Genomic DNA, 20,033 nt, shown 5'->3' with positions numbered 1-20,033 from the left:
TGGCCGGAACTCGCGCATCGAGAGGCCTCCGCCCCCTGCGGTGACCCCTGCAAAGCGTACCTCCGAGTCCGGAAACAGTCGGCCGGTGGGTACAGGTCTGCGCCAATGACGAAAACTTGACCCTTCAAAAACCGTGCAAAAGGTGTGAATCACCCCGATATCCGAGTTCGGTATTCCGTACCATCCGGTTTCTTATTGACATGCCTACGGGGGTCTTTTCTAATCATCGAGGGGTCATCCCGCGCGCAGACACCGCACAGGCACTGAGGGGGCAAGGTGGACGTCCGGATTCTGGGGGGGTTGTCGGTACGCGAGAACGGGGTGTCGATCACCCCGACGGCGGCCGCACCCCGGCAACTGCTCGCCCTGCTCACGGCCAGCGCCGACCAGGTCGTACCCGTCACGGTCCTCACCGAGGAACTGTGGCCGTCCGGCGCGCCCCGCGCGGCCCGCGCCGAACTCCAAGGGCACATAGCGGAGTTGCGCGGACTCATCGCGAGCGCCCTGCGCGGCGCCGAACCGGCCGAGCCGCGCCCCGGTTGGTCGGAGCGGCGCACCGCCGAGGCCATCCTCGTCGCCCAGCCCGGCGGCTACCGCCTCGACACCGGCGGCGGCGCCCACGACGTCTGGCAGTTCGAGCGGGCGGCCGGCGCCGGCTACCGCGCCATGGAGGCCGGGGACCTCCCGCGCGCCGCGCTCCGCCTCGGCGAGGCGCTCGCCCTCTGGCGCGGCGACCCCTACGCGGGCGTGGCCGCGGGACCCCGCATCCGCCGGGAGATCGAGCGCCTCGAAACCTCCCGGCTGAGCGTCCTCGACCAGTGGATCGAAGCCCAGCTCGGCCTCGGCCGACACGCCGAACTCCTCTCCGAGCTCTCCGGGCTCGTCGCCCGCTACCGCACCAACGAACCGCTGCACGCCCACCTCATGGTCGCCCTGCTGCGCTGCGGACACCACGACGAGGCCCTCGCCACCTACGAACGGCTGCGCGGGGCCCTCAAGGGCGAGAGCGGCATGGAGCCCTCGGCGCGGCTGCGCCGCCTCCACCGCTCGGCCCTCGCCGTCCGACACACCACCGGCCGGCCCGCGTTCGGGCCCCGCATCCCCGCCCAGTACACGCCGGTGCGCGCCCGGCTCGTCCCGGCGGGCTCCGTCGGCTGACGGCCCGCCGGACCCGCCCGCAGGCCGGGTGCGTCCGGCCGATCAGACGCCGGGAGACGCACCGGGGAATGAAGTGCGGCAGGTCACCGTTGACCGACTCCCGAAGCGGAATTAGTTTCGGCGAGCAGTGCGGGTTTCCTCCGAGGTGCCCGATTTCGCTCGACTACGGGGGTGGGGGCCATGACCTTGCACGGCGCGGACGGAGCCGGTGGTGCCGACGTGCTGCTCACGGTCCTCGAACTGATCGCCCGACAGGCACCGCCCGCCCAGGTCGAAGCCCTCCTCGACGACGCCCGCCTGGCCGGCCTCGACGGCGAGGGACTGGTCCGCCTGGAGCGGGCCGTCGAACTCGCCGACCGCATCCACGCCGGACGCGAGCAGGACGCCCGCCGCGAGTCCGCCCTCGCCACCCTCACCGACACCACCCGCGACCTGACCTTCTCGTACGACCTCGACAGCCTGCTGCGCGTCATCACCCGCCGCGCCCGGCGGCTGCTCGGCCTCGACCTCGTGTACGTGACCCTGCGCGCCCCGCACGGCGCCTGCTACGTCCACACCACCGAGGGCTCCCGCACCGGCGCCGACCGCACCGCCGGACCGCGCCTCGCCCCCGGACTCAAGATCGTCGAGGGGTACGGGCTCGGCGGCGCCGTCCAGCTCCACGGCGAGCCCGTCTGGACCGCGGACTACCTCGCCGACGAACGCTTCGCACCCTCCGGCTCCCTCGACGCCGGCGTCCACGCCCCCGCCTTCGACGAGGCCGCCGAAGCCGCCCTGCGGGCCGAGGGCGTGCACGCGATGATGGCCGCGCCGCGGCGCCGCGGCGACACCGTGATCGGTGCCCTGCACGGCGCGGACCGGCGGGTCCGCGACCACACCTCGGAGGAGATCGGACTCCTCGCCGCGCTCGCCGACCTGGCCGCCCTCGCCGTCGACAAGGCCGGACTCCTCGACCGGACCCGGGCCGAGGTCTCCGAACTCGAACGCGACAGCTCCCGGGTGCGCACCAGCCTGACCCGCATGCGGCACGTCAGCGAGACCCACGGCCGCATCATGAACCTCGTCCTGTCCGGCGGCGACCTGTGCAACGTCGCCAAGGCGGCGGCCGACGCGCTCGACGCGACCGTGACGATCCGCGACCCGGGCGGCCGCTGCCTCGCCACCGCCGGCGACGTCCCCGCCCTCGACGAGGAGGCCGTCGCCAAGGCCTCCCTCGACGCGCACGCCCGCCGCCGCCCCGTCCTCGCCGCCGACGACACCTGGGTCGCCCCCGTCATCGCCGGCTCCGAGGACCTCGGCGGCCTCGTCGTCCGCGCCGCCAGCGGACTCACCGGCGAAGACGAGCGGCTCCTCGAACTCGCCGCCCAGGCCGTCGCCTTCCTCCTCCTCATGCGCCGCTCCACCGCCGTCGCCGAAGGCCCGGTCCGCGACGAACTCCTCGACGACCTCATCGCCGACCCGCCGCACGCGCCGCAGCAGATCGCCCAGCGGGCCCGCCGCCTCGGCGTCGACCTGCGCAAACCGCACGTCCTCGTGGTGGCGAGACCGGAGGGCGGCGAGCAGGGCCGGGCGGTGGTGTGGGCGTCCTCGTACGCGTACCGCCTCTCCGGCCTGAAGACCGTGCAGGGCGGCTGCATCGTGCTGCTCCTCCCCGGCATCGACGCCTCCGCGGCCGCCAAGGCCGTCGCCGCCGAACTGTCGCCGCTGCTCGGCCACCCCGTCTCGGTCGCCGCCGCCGGACCCGGCTGGAGCCCGGACGGCGTCGGACGCATGCACCAGGAGGCCGGACGCTGCCTCGACGCCATGAGTGCCCTCGGCGGCACCGGCTCGGCGGCCTCCGTGCAGGACCTGGGCTTCCTGGGGCTGCTGCTCTCCGACGACCACGACGTCGAGGGGTTCGTCGAGTCGGCGATCGGACCCGTGCTCGACTACGACGCCGAGCGGTTCACCGACCTCACCCGCACCCTGGAGGCGTACTTCGCCTCGGGCGGCAGCCCCACGAACGCGGCCGAGGCGCTCCACGTCCACCCGAACACGGTCTCGCGCCGCCTGGAGCGGATCGGCGAACTCCTCGGCCCCGAGTGGCAGAAGCCCGGCCAGGTCCTCGAAGTCCAGCTGGCCCTGCGCCTCCAGCGCACCCGCGAGGTCCTCGCCCAGGGCCGCGCCGCCGCCGACCCGTCCCGCCCGCCGGCCCCGCAGGACCGCGCCGGCTGACCGCCACCCGGCCCGTTGGGGCGGACCGGGGCGGACCGGGGCGGACCGGGCGGCGGGACGGCCGCGGTGACCGGTGCCGGTACGAGCGCGGCCGGGGGAGCCCGCCTGGCGCGGGTCGCCGGCTAGGCCGTGCGTCCCGACGCGTAGCCGGCGTCGTAGGCCGCCTCCCAGCCGGTGGACAGGACCGTCGCCGCGTGGGCCGCCGAGGCCAGCGTGATGTGCCGGTGCCAGCCGCGGAACGAACGGCCCACGAAGTCCCGCAGCCCGGCGCCTTCGCCGACCTCCGTGAAGTCCCGCTCGACCCGGCGCTCCAGCTTCGTCAGCCGCAGCAGCGAGCCCACCGGCGAGTTGGTCAGATCGCTGATCCACACCCGGCTCACCGGCCGCCGAGGGTCGTCCCACTCGCCGAGCAGCACCAGCGGACGCATCCGCTCGCCGCCCGGCGCGGGCAGCGCCACCCGCACCGCCGTGGCGAGCGAGGTGCGCGAGGTCCGCGCCCCGGCCACGGTGTCGACCCAGCTCACCGGCCTGCGCAGGCCCTTGAGGGACTCCAGGATCTGGTGGGCGGAGAGCGGACCCGCCCCGAAGCCCGGCAGCGACCGGTCGGCGATGGCGAGCCGCGCCCCCGGGCCGATGCGGGCGACGACCGGCACTCCGGCGGCCGCGAGCCGGGTGAGGGCCGCCCGCCCCGCGCCACCGCGGATGTCGAGGAGCACCGGCTTGCGGGTGACGTCGGCCCAGCGGGCCGTGTCGAGGGCCGCGGCGACCGCGCACTCCTCCAGCGTCTCCTCGCCGGCCTCCTGGGGAACCTCCGCACGGTCGCGCCGCGTGCGGTCGTTCACCCAGGGGTCCGGCAGGAACAGCCGCCAGTTGACCGGGACGCTCAGCTCGTCGCTGGCGAACCACACCCCGAACGCCTGCTGGCCGTGGAAGACCTGGCCGCGCTCCGGGTCGAAGCGCCGGTCCACGCCCACCGAGTGCTCCCCGGCCTTCGGGATCGGCATCGGCCGGACCACCCACGCCTGCGGGCAGCCGTTCCGCTCCAGGTACCGGGCGAGCGCGGCCCGCATGGGCTGCCAGTCCCAGGTGGAGCTGGAGACGAAGTGGTGGAGGCTCTGCTCGGCCGCGGGTCCGCCTATCTGGGCGGCGATGTTGCGTATCGACTTGCGGCCCTGCGCGGTGAGCAGGCCGTGCAGGTACTGCTCGGCCTTCAGGCGCTGGTCGCGCCGCGGGAAGCCGGCGAAGAGCGCGCCGCACAGCTCGGCGTGGACGTCCCCGTTCGCGCCGGCGGCGCCGGCGGACCGCACGACGCCGAGGGACGCTGCCGGAACAGCGGCCCCGGTGGTGGCCCTGCGCTTGATTGCGACGGATGTACTCACGACACTCCTGCCCGAAGGTTGCGCAGCTCCCTCCCGCTGCCCCACCACCGTCGCCCGTCACCACCCCCGGGCACGAGGTGTACCCGGCACCCGAATCGGCCGCCGGATGGTGGTCGGACCACCTCCCCCGGCGTCTGTGCAGGTCGGAGCGGTCCCTGCGGCCGCTCCGGAGGCCCCGTCACGGCGGTCCGGAGCGGTTCCGGGGGCCCGTCGGGTGTGGCGCGGGCACCCCGCGGGGGATCTGACAGACTCACCGGCCCCGCTTTGACCGGTCGCAGGGAGTGGCCGGACCATCGCAGAGCGAGGCCGCACGGGCCGGAGTCCGGTTAATGCCCCAGGCCGGGATCCGCCTGTGCGCCTCGCCTCGGCGTCCCCGTAACCTGTGGATATGGAACCGCGCGGTCAGCTGCCCGTCGTCGGAGCGGTCGCCGTCGGCGGCGCCCTCGGCGCTTCGGCCCGCTACGGAGCGGCTCTGCTCTGGCCCACCCCGGCGCACGCCTTCCCCTGGACGACGTTCACCGTCAACATGGCGGGCTGCGCCGCGCTCGGCGTCCTCATGGTCCTCGCCACCGAGGCCACCACCGCCCCGCACCCCCTGCTGCGCCCGTTCCTCGGCACCGGCTTCTGCGGCGGGTTCACCACCTTCTCGACGTACACCCTCGACACCGAGCGGCTGCTCGCCGCCGGCGACCCGGCCCGCGGACTGCTCTACCTGGGCGGGACCGCGGTCACCGCGCTCGTCGCCGTGTGGGCCGGGGTCACCGCGACCCGGGCCGCGCAGGCGACGGCCCGGGCGAGGGCGAGGGGATGACGACGATGACACGACTCACCGGGCGGGCCCTGCGGCTGACGGTCCTCGTCGGCGAGAACGACACCTGGCACCACCGCCCGCTCTTCACCGAGATCGTGCACCGGGCGCACGTCGCCGGCCTCGCCGGCGCCTCCGTCTTCCGGGGCGTCGAGGGGTTCGGCGCCTCGTCCCGCATCCACACGACCCGCCTCCTGTCGCTCGGCGAGGACCTGCCGGTCGCGATCCTGATCGTGGACACGGAGCAGCGCATCCGGGACTTCCTGCCCCAGCTCGACGAGCTGGTGACGGAGGGTCTGGTGCTCCTCGACGACTGCGAGGTCGTCCGGTACACGGGCCGGGAGAAGCAGGGGTGAACTGGCTGCTCGTCGTGGTCGGCGCCGCCGTCGGCGCGCCCCTGCGCTATCTGACGGACCGGGCCGTCAGGGCCCGGCACGACTCCGTGTTCCCCTGGGGAACCTTCGTCGTGAACGTCGCCGGCTCGTTCGTCCTCGGGCTGCTCACCGGCGTCTCGTCCGCCCGGGTGTCCCTGCTGCTCGGCACGGGGCTCTGCGGGGCGCTGACCACGTACTCGACCTTCTCGTACGAGACGCTGAAGCTGTACGAGGACGGGGCGAAGGGGTACGCGCTCCTGAACGTGGCCGGCAGCCTGGCCGCCGGACTCGGAGCCGTGTGGCTGGGGGTCCGGACGGCCGGGCTGCTGTGAGCCGGGCCCGACGGGTGCCGATCAGTCGCCGATCAGGCACCGATCAGCTGCTGATCAGGCGGTGATCCAGTCGCTGGTCGCGATGACCGGGCTGACGCCGTCGCGGTGGACCGTGCCCTCGATGAGGCCGTACATGCGGTCGGCCGCGAAGTACACCTCGTTGTCGTTCTTCAGCCCGAAGGGCTCCAGGTCCACCAGGAAGTGATGCTTGTTCGGCAGGTTGAGGCGGACCTCGTTGACCGCGGGGACGTGGTCGAGGACCCGGTCGGCCATCGCGTGCAGCGTCTGCTGGAGCGAGTAGCTGTACGTCTCCGCGAACGCCTCCAGCAGGTGGCGCCGCACCTTGTCGTACGAGCGGTCCCAGTCGTGCTCCGGGTCCGCGGCGGCCGTGGCCGAGTTCGCCCAGCGGGCGGTGACCTTGGTGGCGAGGATGCGGTCGTACGCCTCCTGGAGCGTGGTGTACCGGTCCTTGACGAAGCCGTGGAACTCGGAGTTCGTCGAGTTCATCACCGTCAGCTCCTTGAGGCCCGACAGGACCTGGAGCCCGGTGGCCCCCGAGTAGGTGATCTGCGCCGTGCGGACCTCCTGGCCCTTGCGCGCGAAGGAGTGCTGCTCCTTGCGCGTCGGCACGGAGACCCGCTCCCAGGCGTACTCCTCGATCCGGATCTGCGCCTCGTGGATGACCGGCTGCGAGGTCACGAAGTGCCGGGCGAGCAGGATGCCGAACGCCTCGGGGGAGTCGACGCCGTGCTCCTTGGCGAACGCGTAGACCGTGTTCTTGGTGGTGTCGGTGGGCAGGCAGTTGCCGTTGTCCCCGGTGAGGTGGACGTCGCGGTACTCGCCGCGCAGCGCCACGGACACGTTCAGGTCGCGGATCTCGTGCCACGCGCCGTCGTCGCCCTTGCGGGTGACCGTGACGATGCGGTTCTCGGCCTTGCCGTACTGGTTCTGGGCCAGGACGTGCTTGCTCATGTGCTGCTCAGCTCCTGCGGGTACGTGGATACGGATATCCCGTACGCCCGGCGTCCAGCGCCCCCGTCGTCCCGAGGGTCCGCTCCCCGCCGTCCGGCCCGTGAACGGCGGACCGCCCCGGGACTGACGAGCATCCCGGTCCGTAGGTTTCGCTCGAAAGATATGTCCCCTTCCGGTCACTGGCAATGGGGGACGGCTGAGCGCCGCCGAACCCCTCCGTCACGCCCCCGGAAGCACCCGCGTCTCGACGGTCGGGAGGCCCTTGGTCCACCAGTGGTCGTAGCGGCGGTAGACGTGGGGGTCGCGGTCGGCGAGGAGGGTGCCGAGGGAAGCGGCCTCGGCGGCGAGCGCGTCCCAGACGGGGGCGGGGAGCGGGTGGAAGGCGGAGGCCTCGATGCCGTCGGGCACGGGGCGCCAGACGCCCGCGACGAGGCCGTCGACGAGGAGGGTGGGGAGGGCGTCGCCGTTCACGCGGATGACGTGCTTGCGGTAGGCGGGCGGGATGACCCGGCTGCGGTCCGCGTAGGCGAGGAGGACGCTGTCCCACATCGCCATCAGGCGGGGCGGGGCGGGGACGTCCTCGTCGGGGAGCGGCGCGCCGGGGACGTCGTGGAGGACCGTGCCGTCCGCGCCCTCCAAGCGGTCGAGTTCGCCGTCGAGGGACTGTACGGCCGCCCGGACCAGGCCCTTCGGCGCCATGGTGAACTGCGCCATGTCGGCCACCGAGGCGGGGCCGAAGCCCTCCAGGTAGCGGCGGACGAGGACGGCCAGGCCGGCGGCGGAGGCCTCCGGGTCGGCGAGCGCCGGGCGGTGGGTCGCCGTGACGAAGGACTGGGCCGTGCCGAACGACCACGGGAGGCCGGTCGGCGCGTGCCACAGCGGGGCGTACTGGCGGATCATCCGCCAGACCACCGCCTCCACCGGCTCGCCGCGGCCCGCCTCCAGACGGGCCCTCATCTCGGCGCCGGTCCGGGCCTCCGCGGCGTACGCGAGGAGGTCGGGGAGGAGCGCGTCGGCGTCGGCGGCGGTGAACCCCGCCGCCTTGAACCGCGGATCGTGCAGCCGGGAACCCCGTACCGTCGGCTCCATGCCCTCCCGGAAGGCCCGGTAGTCCTCGGCGTGCACCAGGTGCAGGGTGAGCCGCATCAGCGTCGACCTGACGAGCTCGTAGTCGCCCACGGCCCCGTCGAGCGCCGCCGGGTCGAAGCCCGCGACCCTGTTCCACAACGCCACGTACGGCGAGCCCGGTTGCTGCGCCTGGATCGCCACCACGCGCCGTACGGCCTCCCCGACGCCGAGCGGCTCCCGGGCGAGGAGCAGCTGCCGGGCGAGGGTGGAGCGGTTGAGGGCGCGCGCGGTGATCACCATGCGCCGATTCTGCCCGGCCGCCCGGCGGCCACGCACCGTAGGGTCGTGGCCAGAGGAAGGGAGAACGATCGCCATGTGGAGACGCGGGAAGCGGAACGAGGAGCGGCAGCCCCTCACGGCCGCGCGGATGCTCGAACCGCTCATCGACAACATGCCCGGCGCCGGGGACTTCAGCCACGAGGCGATCCAGCGGCTCGGCAACCCCGTCCCGATGCCGGTGTCCAACGACGGCGACGCGCTCCTGGAGCTCTGGCTCGAACCGTTCGGCCAGGACTACTGGATGCGCCCCGGCGAGGTCTTCACGGTCACGTCGTACGGGAGCTGGAACGACCACCCCTTCGAGACGTACCACGAGCCGGGCCGCCTCACGGTCTTCGCCACCTCCTTCTTCGCCACCGTCTCGGACGCCGACGGCGACGAGGTGCCGGGCGGGCACCAGCGGCCCGCGGGTAAGTACGAGCGTTCCTGACGGGGCCGCCCCGACCGGTCTGGACGCCGCCGGTTCACCGGCGGCACGTCCCGGTGACACGCGGCCCTCACCCGGGGTCGTGAGGATCGGGCGCATGACCTTCGCCTCCAGGGCCCCGCGCCCCGCCGCCGCGGCTTCCGCGGTCGCCCTCGCCGCCGCCGTCGCGCTCCTCGCTCCGACCTCGCCGGCGTACGCCGCCGCCAACGCCGTGCCGACGTACGAGGTGAAGATCAACCTCACCGTGGCGGCACTGGACTCGGCGCACGCGCCGACCGCGGCGGTGAAGTCGGCGTTCGGGATCACCGGTTCGGCCAAGGCGCGCTCGTACAGCTACTACGACACCGACGGCGGGGCCCTGGACGCCGAGGGGTGGAGCGTCCGGCTGCGGCACAAGAGCGGGTCGTCGTTCGAGGAGACGTACAAGAAGCGGTTCCCCGTCACGAACGGCGACCTCACCGCGGCCCTGAACGCCGCCAACGCGGCCGGCTTCGACAGCGGCGACACCAACTACAAGGCCGAGGTCGACTGGGGCTACGCCAAGCAGACCCTCAGCTTCAGCACCGAGAAGAGCCACAGCGCCAGCGGGTACTCCGGCACCGCGATGCCGACGAGCACCACCGGCCGCACCTGGCTCGTCAACGACATCCCCGGCAAGCTGGAGAACTGGGGCAGCTCGGGCTGGGGCAAGACCACCCTCCAGGCCTCCCGCGCCCACGGGCCCGTCACCGCCAAGGTGTACGGCGGCGCCTGGGGCCCCTCCGACGACGCGAGCATCGAGGTGCTGCCGGTCGTCGGAGCCGGCGGCACCGGAACCGAGTACGTCGTCGAGCTGTCCTTCAAGACCGACTCCGCCGCCGACGCCGCCGACCTCCACGCGGATGCCATCGCCGTCGCCGAGGCCAACGGCTGGCTCTACCACGGCGACATCCTGAAGACCCAGCTGATCCTCGACCGCTACTAGGACCCACCAGGGACCCACCGGGGACTCGCCGACGGCCGCCACGCGCGTTCACCCAGGGCTTGCCCCGGTGTCGGCGGCGCGTCGCCGGGAGTTGCGCGCAGGACTGGACCATGGGGCCGCCGCCACCGGCGACATTCCATGCGTTCTAGGGAGTTCTGATGAATCCGCGCCTCCTGCGCCGGCCCGCCGCCGTGGTCCTGCCGCTGTCCGCCGCGCTCGCCCTCTCGGTGGTCGTGGGGACGGCCGACGCGACGCCGGAGCACCACCACGGCTCCGGCGCCCGGGTCGTCTCCACGGCGACGCTGCCCGACATCCCGCTGGCCGCGTTCAGCAACGCGCTGGTGCCCGGCAGCGTCGCGGACGACCGGGGCGTCGACCTCGGGGGCATCGGCAGCGACCTGTACCCGGCCGAACGGCGCGGCGAGTACTGGACGGTGACCGACCGCGGCCCGAACGGGCAGATAGCCGTGGGGAAGGACAAGCGGCGGACGTTCCCGGTGCCCGGCTTCGACCCGGCCATCGTGAAGGTGCGGGCGGTGGGCGGCCGGATCCAGGTGCTGAAGTCCCTCCCGCTGACGACGGCTTCGGGCGCGCCCGTCACCGGGCTGCCGAACCAGGCCGGCCGTGACGAGGCGCCGTACACGTACGACGCCTCGACCCCGCTCGCGTACGACCCGAACGGCCTCGACACCGAGGGGCTGGTGCGGGACCGGGACGGCAGCTTCTGGCTGGTGGACGAGTACGGGCCGTCGCTGGTGCACGTCTCCGCCGAGGGACGGGTGCTCGCCCGGCACGTGCCCGAGGGCCTGAACCTGAAGGGCGCCGACTACCCGGTCGTCGAGTCGCTGCCGTCGATCTTCCTCCAGCGCAAGATCAACCGCGGCTTCGAGGGACTGGCGCTGCTGCCCGACGGCGACCTGGTGATGGCGCTGCAGAGCCCGCTGCTCAACCCCGACAAGGCCACCGGCGAGAACTCCCGCACCACGCGGCTCCTGCGCTTCTCGCCCCGGAAGAACCGCGTGACGGCCGAGTACGCCTACCGCTTCGACGCCGTCGGCGACGTGGAGCCCGGCCAGACCAAGACCTCCGAGCTGAAGGTCTCCGCGCTCGTCGCGCTCGGCGGCGACCGCCTCCTCGTCCAGGAGCGCACCGACAAGGCCGCCCGCGTGTACGAGGTGCGCCTGCGCCGGAGCTCCGACATCCTCGGCACCCGCTGGGACACCGCCACCGCCCCGGCCCTGGAGCAGCTCGACGACCAGGGCGCGGCCGGCGTGGTCCTCGGCAAGCGGCTGGTCGTCGACCTGAACACGGTCCCGGGCGTGCCCGGCAAGATCGAGGGCATCGCCCTCGAAGGCTCGTCGACCCTGGTCCTGCTCAACGACAACGACTTCGGCATGACCGACGGCCCCGAGGCCTTCGACGCGGCCGGCCGCCTCGTCGACAGCGGCGTGGAGACCACGCTCGTACGGGTCCGCCTCGACCGCCCCGTGCGCTGATCGCCGCCCCTTTCGACCCACCCGTGCCCCGGCCGAACAGGCCGGGGCACGGGCATTTCCGCGAAAGGGAAAGACGCCCCCTCGCCAGCCAACAGGAAGCGGAGGGTCCGCCGCAAATCCGATGAACAATTCTCGACCGGTCCTCTAGCGATCGGCGAGCCGAGCGCGATATCCGCGGGTCACACTGCTGCGTGGGTCGACACGTAGTGAGGTGCATATGGATACAGCAGTAGAAAGGGCGATCGAGTGCATCCGGGAGCGTTACGGCGAACCGCTGACCCTCACGGAGATCGCCGAAAGCGCTCTGCTCAGCCGTTTCTATTTCACGCGGCTGTTCAAAGAGGAGACCGGGCTCACGCCCGGCAGATTCCTGGCCGCGATCCGTATCTACCAGGCGAAAAGACTGATCGAGACCACCTCGATGAGCATCACCGACATCTCCTACGCGGTCGGTTACAACAGCCTGGGTTCCTTCACCAATTCCTTCACGGCCAGTGTCGGCGTCTCGCCCAGCCGGTTCCGCAGGCTGGTCCGCGACGGCGGTGACGCGCTGCCCGGCCCCGAGCCGACGGCGTGGACGGGCTTCGGGACGATCGCGGGCACCATCAGCCTGCCCGCCGGGCACGGCAACGCCCGGGTGTTCCTGGGCGCCTTCGGCACGCCGATCGTCCAGCACCCGTCGGTCGCCTCGGGCGTCATCGACGTGCCCAGCGGCCGGCCGTCCTGCTATTCGCTGAAGAACGTCCCCGAAGGCAGCTGGTACCTGCTTGCGGTGGCGGTCGCCGACGGACTCGGGCCCGACCCCGGCGCGGGGCGGACCCCGCTCGTCGGAGGGCACGGCCCGAAGACCGTCACCGTCGACGCCGACACCGTCACGAGCGCGGCCGTGCGGCTGCGCCCGGTCCGACCCGCCGACCCGCCGGTCCTGCTCGCCCTGCCGGAGCTCGAACCTCCGGCCGTCGTCGTCCCGCACCCCGGGTGCGCCTCCGTCAACCCGCCCCAGGAGAGCGGCGGACGGCGCCAGGCCGCGGGCCACCTCAGGGTGGCGACCGCGGCACCGGCGCCGTCGGCGTCGTGAGGGCGGAGGATCAAGGCACCATGTCCTGCTTGGTCTTGAGCTGCTCGGCGAGGAGGCTCCACTCCCTGCTGATCCGCTCGGCGATCGGCGCGATGACACCGAGCCAGTGCGGCGGCACGGCGTCGACGAGCTCGCGCCAGTCCTCGTCGGGGTCGGTGGCGTGCAGCTGCATCCAGCGGAGGAACTCCCGGCCGCCCGCGTTGTACCGGATGGCCGGGTCGGTGGCCATCTTGGCCGCCACCGTCGCCCACGCGGGCGGCGCCTCGGTGTGGTTCCGGCGCGGCGCGGGCGCCGCGTCGGGGTGCGGCGCCACCCGCAGCGGCCCGCGTGCGGTGCCGCACGCCGCCGCGCCGGCGGGCCGCACCGCCTCGCCGGGCAGCCGCACCTGCTGCCGCACGGTCGGCACCGACTGCACGGCGGGAACGACCTGTACGGGCCGTACGGACTGCACCGACCGCACGGGCTGTACCGGCTCCTGCCGCGCGGCGGGCGACTGGCGCCCGTCCCGCTCGGGGCTGTCGCCGCGGCGGAGCCGGGCGCTCACGTCGTGGACCGTGCCGAGCGACACGTCCGTCTCCCGGGCGACCTGACGCAGCGGGGCGTTCGGGTGGGCGGTGATGTACTCGGCGGCCCGCCGCCGACCCTCGCCCGCGTCCACCGGACGCCGCCTGCCGTCCCGGCCGATGCGCTTGCCGTCGAGCGACGCCCCCTCGCCCGTCCGGTCGCGCAGCGACGCGATCGTCTTGGCGCTCAGCCCGGTGATGCCGGCGATGGCCCGGTCGGACCAGTCGGGGTGCGAACTCAGCACGCGCTGCGCTCCGGACACCCGGTCGGCCTTCGACAGCGGGAGTCCGTGCGAGCCGTTCGCCTTCATGGCGATGACGAGCGCCTCGGAATTCGAACAGTCGAGGAAGCGCGCCTTGATGCTGACGTCGCCCCGGAGCCTGGCGGCTTCCAGGCGGTGCAGGCCGTCGATGATGCGGTAGCCGTCCATCTGGACCAGAATGGGCGGCAGTTCCGCCGACCCCGCCGCGTCGACGAGAAGCTGGATGTGAGCGGCGTCCGTACCGCTCTGGCGCAGGGAGACGCCGGGCGACAGCGCGCTGACGGGTACGTCGCGTGCCGGCAGTTTCTCGAAGTTCTTCAGATCGAATTCGCTGCGGGTCGCTGCTTCGGCGCTCTCCGTTCTGACGGGGCTGAATGCACTCGTGATCAAGACGGCCTGCCCACTGCTCTGAGCCATTCCCTTCACTCCCTTTCTGCTGCCGCTGCCGTCGAGCGTCGCAGCAGGGTCTTCAGGGGCGGTCGAGGAAAGCTGGACGCCGCCTGGAAGCACGACACCGCGGGCGCCCGCCGGATCGGCGGGCACCCGCGGTGTTCGGGTGAGGGATCAGGCGTCCCTGCGCTTCAGCAGTACGGCCGCGACGGCCAGCAGGACGGCGGTCCACAGGGCGAGGACCCCGAGGCCCTGCCACGGGCCGAGCAGGTCGTCCACCCGCGAGTGCTGCTGGGTGACCAGGAACCCCGCCTCGGTGGGGAGATAGGCGTGGATGTGCTCGCCGACGGTGCCGGGCAGCAGCCTGGCCATCGGGGCGAGCACCAGGACGAAGGCGATGACGCCGGTGATGCTCGCCGCCGTGTGCCGGATGATCGCGCCGACGGCGAGCGAGAACAGGCCGAGGAGCGACAGGTAGAACCCGCAGCCGACGACCGCCCGCAGCACGCCCGGGTCGCCGAGCGAGACGGGAGCCTTGCCGTCGAGCATCGGAGCGCCGATCAGGAACGAGCCGAACGCGGTCACTTCGCCCATCGCCAGGACGAGCAGACCGAACACGGCCGCCTTGGCCAGGAGCACCGGCACCCGCTTGGGCACCGCGAGCAGACTGGCACGGATCATGCCGGTGGAGTACTCGGAGGCCATGACCATCGCGCCCAGCACGCAGACCGCGAGCTGGCCGATCAGGATGCCGCTGCCGAGGATGGTGCCGGTCGGGTCGAGCCGCATGGCGGCCTGCTGCGCCGGGTCGGTCTTGTCCCAGTTCGCCACGCCCATCTGGATGAAGAGCGCGGTGAAGATCAGGGTCACCACGACCAGGATCGCGAGCGACCAGACCGTGGAGCGGACGGAGCGGATCTTCGTCCACTCCGACAGCATCAGCCGCCCGAAGGTCGGCTTGTGGCCGTCCGCGACGGGGACGGTCGCGGACGTGGTGGCGGTCGCGGTGGTCACTTCACACCTCCGGCGGTGGGCACGCCGGCGTCGTACTCGACGGCGTCCTTGGTCAGTTCCATGAAGGCTTCCTCGAGGGAGCCCCGCCGGGTCGAGAGCTCGTGCAGCACCAGGCCGCCGCCCGCGGCGAGTTCGGCGATGCGCGGGGCCTCCAGGCCCACGACGTCCAGGTCGCCCTCTTCGGTGTCGGTGACGGTGCCGCCGTGGCTCCTGAGGAGCGCGGCGAGCCGTTCCCGGTCCGGCGTCTTGATGAGGACGGACTGCTCGGTGCTGCGCTCGATGAACTCCTGGGTGGAGCAGTCGGCGACGAGCCGGCCGCGCCCGATGACGATGAGGTGGTCGGCGGTGACGGCCATCTCGTTCATCAGGTGGCTGGAGACGAAGACGGCACGGCCCTCGGCCGCGAGGGACTTCATCAGGTTCCGGATCCAGAGGATGCCCTCGGGGTCCAGGCCGTTGACCGGCTCGTCGAGCACGAGGGCGGCGGGGTCGCCGAGCAGCGCGGCGGCGATGCCGAGCCGCTGCCCCATGCCGAGCGAGAAGCCGCCGGCCCGCTTGCGGGCCACCGACGCCAGGCCGACCTGGTCGATGACCGCGTCGACCCGGCGCCTGCCGAAGCCCTGCGTCTGGGCGAGGCAGAGCAGGTGGTCGTAGGCGCTGCGGCCGGTGTGGACGGCGCGGGCCTCAAGGAGCGCGCCGACCACCCGCATCGGCTGCGGAAGGTCGCTGTAGCGGACGCCGTTGACGGTGGCCTCGCCGCCGTCGGGCCGGTCGAGGCCGAGCAGGAGTCTCATGGTGGTGGACTTGCCCGCGCCGTTGGGGCCCAGGAAGCCGGTGACGCGACCGGGCTCGACCGTGAAGGACAGACCGTTCACGGCGGTCTTGTCGCCGTAGCGTTTCGTGAGGTTCTTGGCTTCGATCATGGGTTACCTCGGTTGAATGGGCTGCGAGAGATTAACCGGGGACGCAATACTCCCCGCCCACCTTGGTACCAGGGTTGCCAAATGTTCAGTAGTCCCCTACGGGGCCGCTCTTGAACGATGGCCTCCGTTTCAGGTCCGCGGCTATTTTTACGGTGCCGACCGCCCCTTTCGGCGGTTGTTCCATCTGCTCGATTTCCTCAGTTGAACGCGACCCACGGAAACCCATGAGGGTGGTCATGAATTCAGACGTGAACGGTCCGGCGGGCGCCGGGCGGCCGGTCGTCGGGATCTGCGCGCGGACCGCGCCGGTCACGCTCCAGGGCAGCGACATGCTCGTCAGCCTCGCCCTCCAGGCGCACGTGGCGTTCCTGTCCGCGGCGGGCGCCACGCCCCTGCTGCTGCCGCTGCTGCCCGGCGTCGAGACCCTCGTCGACCGGCTCGACGGCCTGCTCGTCCCGGGCGGCCCCGACCTCGATCCGGCGCTGTACGGCGAGGCCCCGCACCCGGTCACCCGGCCCATGAGCCCGGACGCCGACCGCGCCGAACTCGCCTTGCTGGAAGCGGCACTTGATGCCGGGCTCCCGGTGCTCGCCATCTGCCGCGGGATGCAGCTGCTCAACGTGCTGCACGGCGGCAGCCTCCACCAGCACCTACCGGAGATCACGGGGCACGACGGCCACCAGCCGCGCACGTCCTCGTTCACGCTGGGCCGCCACCCGCTGAAGCTGGAACCCGGCAGCCGGATCGCCGCAGTCCTCGACGAGGCCGAGCCGGAGACGGCCTGCCACCACCACCAGGCGGTGCACAGGATCGGCGCCGGCCTCACCGTCACCGGACGGGCCCAGGACGACACCGTCGAGGCCGTGGAAGTCACCGGTCATCCCTTTGCGATAGGCGTGCAATGGGAGGCCGGACACACTCCCGACACCCGCCTCCACGAAGCACTCGTACAAGCCGCAGCAAGCCGGAAAAGCAACTGATCCGTCGAAATTCGGAATACTTGAGAAAAGGCTGCCCGGTGGGCAAGCTGTTACCGATCCCGATCCGAAGGAGAATTACAGATGTCGCCGCGGATGCCTAACCCGTCGCTGGTCGTTCCCGATGTTCTGCCGCCGATGCGCGCACTGGTCAAGGCCGTCAACAGCGTCGGTGTGCCGTTGAAGACGCTCGTGCTCATCCACCTGCGGGTGAGCCAGATCAACGGCCGTCCGGTCCAGATTCCGAAGAAGCAGGCCGAGTTCGAGGCCGCCGGGGAGGAGGACCACCGCCTGCCGGTGGTGGAGACCTGGCGCGAGCAGGACTGCTTCACCGACGCCGAGCGCTCCTGCCTCGCCCTCGCCGAGGCCGCCACCCGCATCAACGACCGGGAGGACCCGGTGTCGGACGAGGTCTGGGAGGAGGCCGCCAAGCACTGGAACGAGGTCGAACTCGGCGCGATCGTCCTCCACATCGGCCTGGTCAACCTGTGGAACCGCGTCAACGTCGCCACCAAGCAGGAGCCGGTCGACTGGCGCATCAACCCCAAGAAGTGGACCCCGATGACGTCCCGGCTCGCCCAGGCGCAGGCACAGCCCGCCGCGACCTCTTCCAGCTGACTCGACTCGTTTCCAGGCATTCGCAATCAGGCCCTGTCCGGTGGGAAATCCACCGAACAGGGCCTGATGCTTTGTGCGGGATCAGCGGGAGGAGAGCGAGCGGCCGCCCGCGCCCGTGGTGAGCACGGCCAGCAGGGTGCGCGCCTGGACGTTCACGTAACGGCTGTGGCCGGCGAGCCAGTTCAGCTGACCGGCGGTGACCCAGTGGTATCCCGGGGGAGCCTCGGCCGGCGTGGTGTCCTCGTCGGTGTCGACGATCAGGTACCGGCTCTCGGCGTTGAGGAACCGGCCGCCCTCCTCGGAGTGGACCGTCGAATAGCGCACGCGGTCGGCCGGCGCGGAGAGGATCGCGTCCAGGAACGGCGGCCGGTGCTCCGCCGGCAGGTGGGCGTAGTTCTCCGGGACGTACTGCACGGTCGGCGCGAGCTCCGCCGTGTCGAGGAAGCCGCCCTCGACGCGGGCGTGCACCAGGACGTGCGGGACGCCGTCGAACACCCGCCGGGCGAAGGCGACGATGCCCTGGCCCACCGGCTCGATGATCGGCTGGGTCCAGCCGGCGACCTCGCGGCCCGCGCCCTCGACGGAGACCGCCACCACCTGGAAGAACCGGTCGTCGTCGCGGCGGACGGAGTACTCGTCGCGCCGCCAGCCGGCTATCTCGCGCAGCGGCATCCGGCGCACGTCGATGTCCTGGCGGGCCCGCTCGCCCGTGAACCAGGCGAGCAGGTCGGCGTCGGAGGTCAGCGCGCCGGTCTCGGCGGGGGCCATCGGGGCGCTCGCCAGGACCGTGCGCGCGTCCATGTTCACCACGTTGTCGAGGCGCAGCATGGCCGTGATCTGGCCGAGGGTGAGCCAGCGGAAGTCCTCGTCGGCGGGGACGTCGCCCTCCACCTCGACGATCATGTTGCGGTTGCGCTTCCGGTAGAACCAGGCGCCGTGCTCGGACTGCAGGACGTCCGTGAGCACCCGCTCCCGGTCGGGGCCGAGGAAGTGCTCCAGGTACTTCACCTCCGCCCCGCCGTGGGCCTTGGTGTAGTTGCTGCGGGTGGCCTGCACGGTGGGGGAGAGCTGCACCAGGTTCGGGTTGCCCGGCTCCATCTTCGCCTGCATGAGGAAGTGGAGGACGCCGTCGAACTCCTTGGCCAGGATGCCGAGGATGCCGATCTCCGGCTGGACGATGATCGGCTGCTGCCACGCGCCCTCGGGCCGGACGGCGTGCAGTCCCTCGACGGTGAAGAACTTGCCGCTGCTGTGCCGCAGGTCGCCGGTGTCCGGGGCGAAGGACCAGTGGTCGAGCTCGGCGAACGGGATGCGGCGGATCGCCGTACCGCAGGTCAGCCGGTGGAAGTCCAGCCAGCCCGGCACGTCGGACGTCGCGATGTGGGCGCCCTCGGGCGTGGCGGCGGACAGGGCGAGGCGCTCGGTGATGCCGGCCCGGTGGCGCGGCACCAGTCGTGTCTGCACGGTCACGGCCGACCACCGCTCTCCTTGACCGGCTTCCACCACTGCGGGTTGTTCCGGTACCAGTCGACGGTCGCCGCGAGGCCCTCGTCGAAGGAGGTGAGCGGCCGGTGGCCGAGCTCCTCCTCGATCTTGGTCTGGTCGAGGGCGTAGCGCCGGTCGTGCGCCTTGCGGTCGGCGACGTGGTCGATCAGGTCCGTGGACAGGCCGAGGAGTTCGACGAGCCGGTGGGCCAGCGTCAGGTTCGGCACGGACGAGCCGGAGCCGATGTTGTACGCCTCGCCGGCCCGGCCCGCGGTGAGCACCCGCTGGATGGCGCGGCAGTGGTCGTCCACGTGCAGCCACTCGCGGATCTGCTGTCCGTCGCCGTAGACGGGGATGCGCCGGCCTTCGAGGAGGTTGGTGACGGCGAGCGGGATGAACTTCTCGGGGTGCTGGTAGGGCCCGTAGTTGTTGGAGCAGCGGGTGACCGAGAGGTTCAGCCGGTGCGTACGGAAGTAGGCCAGGGCGACGAGGTCGGAGGCGGCCTTCGACGCGGCGTACGGGGAGTTGGGCAGCAGGGGCGACTCCTCGGTCCAGTGCCCCTCGTCGATGGAGCCGTAGACCTCGTCCGTGGAGACGTGCACGACCCGCTCGACGCCGGCGGCCAGGCTCGCCTCCAGGACGGCCTGCGTGCCCTCGACGTTGGTGCGGACGAACGCGGCGCCGCTCTGGATGGAGCGGTCGACGTGGCTCTCGGCGGCGAAGTGCACGACCGCGTCCTGGCCTTCGAGGACCGAGCGGAGCAGCTCCCGGTCGAGGATGTCGCCGTGGACGAAGGTGAGCCGGGGGTGGGCGGCGGGGAGGTTGTCGCGGTTGCCCGCGTACGTCAGCAGGTCGAGGACCGTGACGTGCGCGTCCTCGTAGCCCGGGTACCCCCCGTCGAGCATGGTCCGCACATAATGCGAGCCGATGAATCCGGCTCCGCCGGTGACGAGGATTCTCATGAGATCACATCGCAGTCGGAATTCCACGGTCGAGGCATGTGTCTTAACCCTTTTCGATGAGGGGGACGGATGGCATGCAATTCACGCTAAAGAAACGCCTGATGGGAGGCATCTTTCAGATTGCGGGTTCAACCGCTGAAAAACCGCGGGGGGGTGGGGGGGGGGGGGAGGACCCGCCGCCCCCCCCCAGGATCGGAGGGCGGGGGGGGGGCCGCCGCGGGGAGCCGCA

The 20,033-nt window shown here is 72.2% G+C and carries 19 protein-coding genes; 11 read left to right on the top strand and 8 right to left on the bottom strand.

Going from position 1 to position 20,033, the window contains the following annotated elements:
- The first annotated feature begins 276 nt into the window (after positions 1-276).
- Together ACFCY7_RS25660 and ACFCY7_RS25655 are read left to right on the top strand one after the other, a co-directional pair.
- Positions 277-1,158, top strand: a complete 882-nt coding sequence (locus ACFCY7_RS25660; RefSeq protein WP_376488402.1) for a BTAD domain-containing putative transcriptional regulator — start codon at positions 277-279, stop codon at positions 1,156-1,158.
- A gap of 180 nt (positions 1,159-1,338) precedes the next feature.
- Entirely contained in the window at positions 1,339-3,372 is a 2,034-nt protein-coding gene (locus ACFCY7_RS25655) for a helix-turn-helix domain-containing protein (protein WP_376488401.1), read from the top strand.
- 122 nt (positions 3,373-3,494) lie between these two features.
- Here the strand turns inward: ACFCY7_RS25655 and ACFCY7_RS25650 are convergent, their stop codons facing one another.
- Complete coding sequence (locus tag ACFCY7_RS25650) at positions 3,495-4,751, bottom strand: IS701 family transposase (protein WP_376488400.1); 1,257 nt, start codon at positions 4,749-4,751, stop codon at positions 3,495-3,497.
- 388 nt (positions 4,752-5,139) lie between these two features.
- On the opposite strand from ACFCY7_RS25650, the gene crcB (ACFCY7_RS25645) reads away from it, so the two are divergent.
- The 3 genes from crcB (ACFCY7_RS25645) to crcB (ACFCY7_RS25635) are packed head-to-tail and all read left to right on the top strand — an operon-like array spanning position 5,140 to position 6,265.
- Entirely contained in the window at positions 5,140-5,562 is a 423-nt protein-coding gene (crcB, locus tag ACFCY7_RS25645) for a fluoride efflux transporter CrcB (protein ID WP_376488399.1), read from the top strand.
- A 5-nt stretch (positions 5,563-5,567) separates the two neighbouring features.
- On the top strand, positions 5,568-5,915 hold the full coding sequence (locus ACFCY7_RS25640) for a DUF190 domain-containing protein (RefSeq protein WP_376488398.1): 348 nt from the start codon (positions 5,568-5,570) through the stop codon (positions 5,913-5,915).
- Entirely contained in the window at positions 5,912-6,265 is a 354-nt protein-coding gene (gene crcB / locus ACFCY7_RS25635; protein WP_376488397.1) for a fluoride efflux transporter CrcB, read from the top strand. The genes ACFCY7_RS25640 and crcB (ACFCY7_RS25635) overlap by 4 nt, the downstream gene beginning before the upstream one ends.
- Positions 6,266-6,319: 54 nt before the next feature.
- Here the strand turns inward: crcB (ACFCY7_RS25635) and pucL are convergent, their stop codons facing one another.
- Both pucL and ACFCY7_RS25625 read right to left on the bottom strand, forming a co-directional pair.
- A complete protein-coding gene (pucL, locus tag ACFCY7_RS25630; protein ID WP_376488396.1) occupies positions 6,320-7,237 on the bottom strand; it encodes a factor-independent urate hydroxylase in 918 nt (305 codons plus the stop codon).
- Positions 7,238-7,456: 219 nt separating this feature from the next.
- Complete coding sequence (locus ACFCY7_RS25625; RefSeq protein WP_376488395.1) at positions 7,457-8,605, bottom strand: winged helix DNA-binding domain-containing protein; 1,149 nt, start codon at positions 8,603-8,605, stop codon at positions 7,457-7,459.
- Between the two features lie 73 nt (positions 8,606-8,678).
- Between ACFCY7_RS25625 and ACFCY7_RS25620 the strand changes: the two genes are divergently transcribed.
- From ACFCY7_RS25620 to ACFCY7_RS25605, 4 genes are all read left to right on the top strand, one after another.
- Entirely contained in the window at positions 8,679-9,074 is a 396-nt protein-coding gene (locus ACFCY7_RS25620) for a hypothetical protein (protein ID WP_376488394.1), read from the top strand.
- A 94-nt stretch (positions 9,075-9,168) separates the two neighbouring features.
- Positions 9,169-10,035, top strand: coding sequence for a hypothetical protein (locus ACFCY7_RS25615; protein ID WP_376488393.1), 867 nt, complete (start codon positions 9,169-9,171; stop codon positions 10,033-10,035).
- Between the two features lie 158 nt (positions 10,036-10,193).
- Positions 10,194-11,531 carry an esterase-like activity of phytase family protein gene (locus tag ACFCY7_RS25610; RefSeq protein ID WP_376488392.1) on the top strand — a complete coding sequence of 446 codons (1,338 nt, stop codon included), beginning with the start codon at positions 10,194-10,196 and terminating at the stop codon, positions 11,529-11,531.
- 217 nt (positions 11,532-11,748) lie between these two features.
- A complete protein-coding gene (locus tag ACFCY7_RS25605; protein WP_376488391.1) occupies positions 11,749-12,609 on the top strand; it encodes a helix-turn-helix domain-containing protein in 861 nt (286 codons plus the stop codon).
- Positions 12,610-12,619: 10 nt separating this feature from the next.
- Here the strand turns inward: ACFCY7_RS25605 and ACFCY7_RS25600 are convergent, their stop codons facing one another.
- From ACFCY7_RS25600 to ACFCY7_RS25590, 3 genes are all read right to left on the bottom strand, one after another.
- Complete coding sequence (locus tag ACFCY7_RS25600) at positions 12,620-13,852, bottom strand: ParB N-terminal domain-containing protein (protein WP_376488390.1); 1,233 nt, start codon at positions 13,850-13,852, stop codon at positions 12,620-12,622.
- A 147-nt stretch (positions 13,853-13,999) separates the two neighbouring features.
- Positions 14,000-14,839, bottom strand: coding sequence for an ABC transporter permease (locus tag ACFCY7_RS25595; protein ID WP_376488389.1), 840 nt, complete (start codon positions 14,837-14,839; stop codon positions 14,000-14,002).
- On the bottom strand, positions 14,836-15,762 hold the full coding sequence (locus ACFCY7_RS25590; protein ID WP_376488388.1) for an ABC transporter ATP-binding protein: 927 nt from the start codon (positions 15,760-15,762) through the stop codon (positions 14,836-14,838). Before ACFCY7_RS25590 ends, ACFCY7_RS25595 begins: the two co-directional genes overlap by 4 nt.
- A gap of 236 nt (positions 15,763-15,998) precedes the next feature.
- Here ACFCY7_RS25590 and ACFCY7_RS25585 point away from each other — a divergent pair, with 236 nt between their 5' ends.
- Positions 15,999-16,742, top strand: a complete 744-nt coding sequence (locus ACFCY7_RS25585) for a gamma-glutamyl-gamma-aminobutyrate hydrolase family protein (RefSeq protein ID WP_376488387.1) — start codon at positions 15,999-16,001, stop codon at positions 16,740-16,742.
- Between the two features lie 135 nt (positions 16,743-16,877).
- Positions 16,878-17,357 carry a carboxymuconolactone decarboxylase family protein gene (locus ACFCY7_RS25580; RefSeq protein WP_376488386.1) on the top strand — a complete coding sequence of 160 codons (480 nt, stop codon included), beginning with the start codon at positions 16,878-16,880 and terminating at the stop codon, positions 17,355-17,357.
- Between the two features lie 81 nt (positions 17,358-17,438).
- Here the strand turns inward: ACFCY7_RS25580 and ACFCY7_RS25575 are convergent, their stop codons facing one another.
- Positions 17,439-18,827: an NDP-hexose 2,3-dehydratase family protein gene (locus ACFCY7_RS25575; RefSeq protein ID WP_376488385.1), complete on the bottom strand. Its 1,389-nt coding sequence runs from the start codon at positions 18,825-18,827 to the stop codon at positions 17,439-17,441.
- Positions 18,824-19,804, bottom strand: coding sequence for a dTDP-glucose 4,6-dehydratase (gene rfbB, locus ACFCY7_RS25570; protein ID WP_376488384.1), 981 nt, complete (start codon positions 19,802-19,804; stop codon positions 18,824-18,826). Before rfbB ends, ACFCY7_RS25575 begins: the two co-directional genes overlap by 4 nt.
- Positions 19,805-20,033: the final 229 nt, after the last annotated feature.

This window comes from Streptomyces sp. NPDC056361, from assembly GCF_042262805.1.
Lineage (GTDB): Bacteria > Actinomycetota > Actinomycetes > Streptomycetales > Streptomycetaceae > Streptomyces.
The sequence above is the reverse complement of the archived record's forward strand: the minus strand, read 5'-3'. Positions and strand labels throughout refer to the sequence as shown.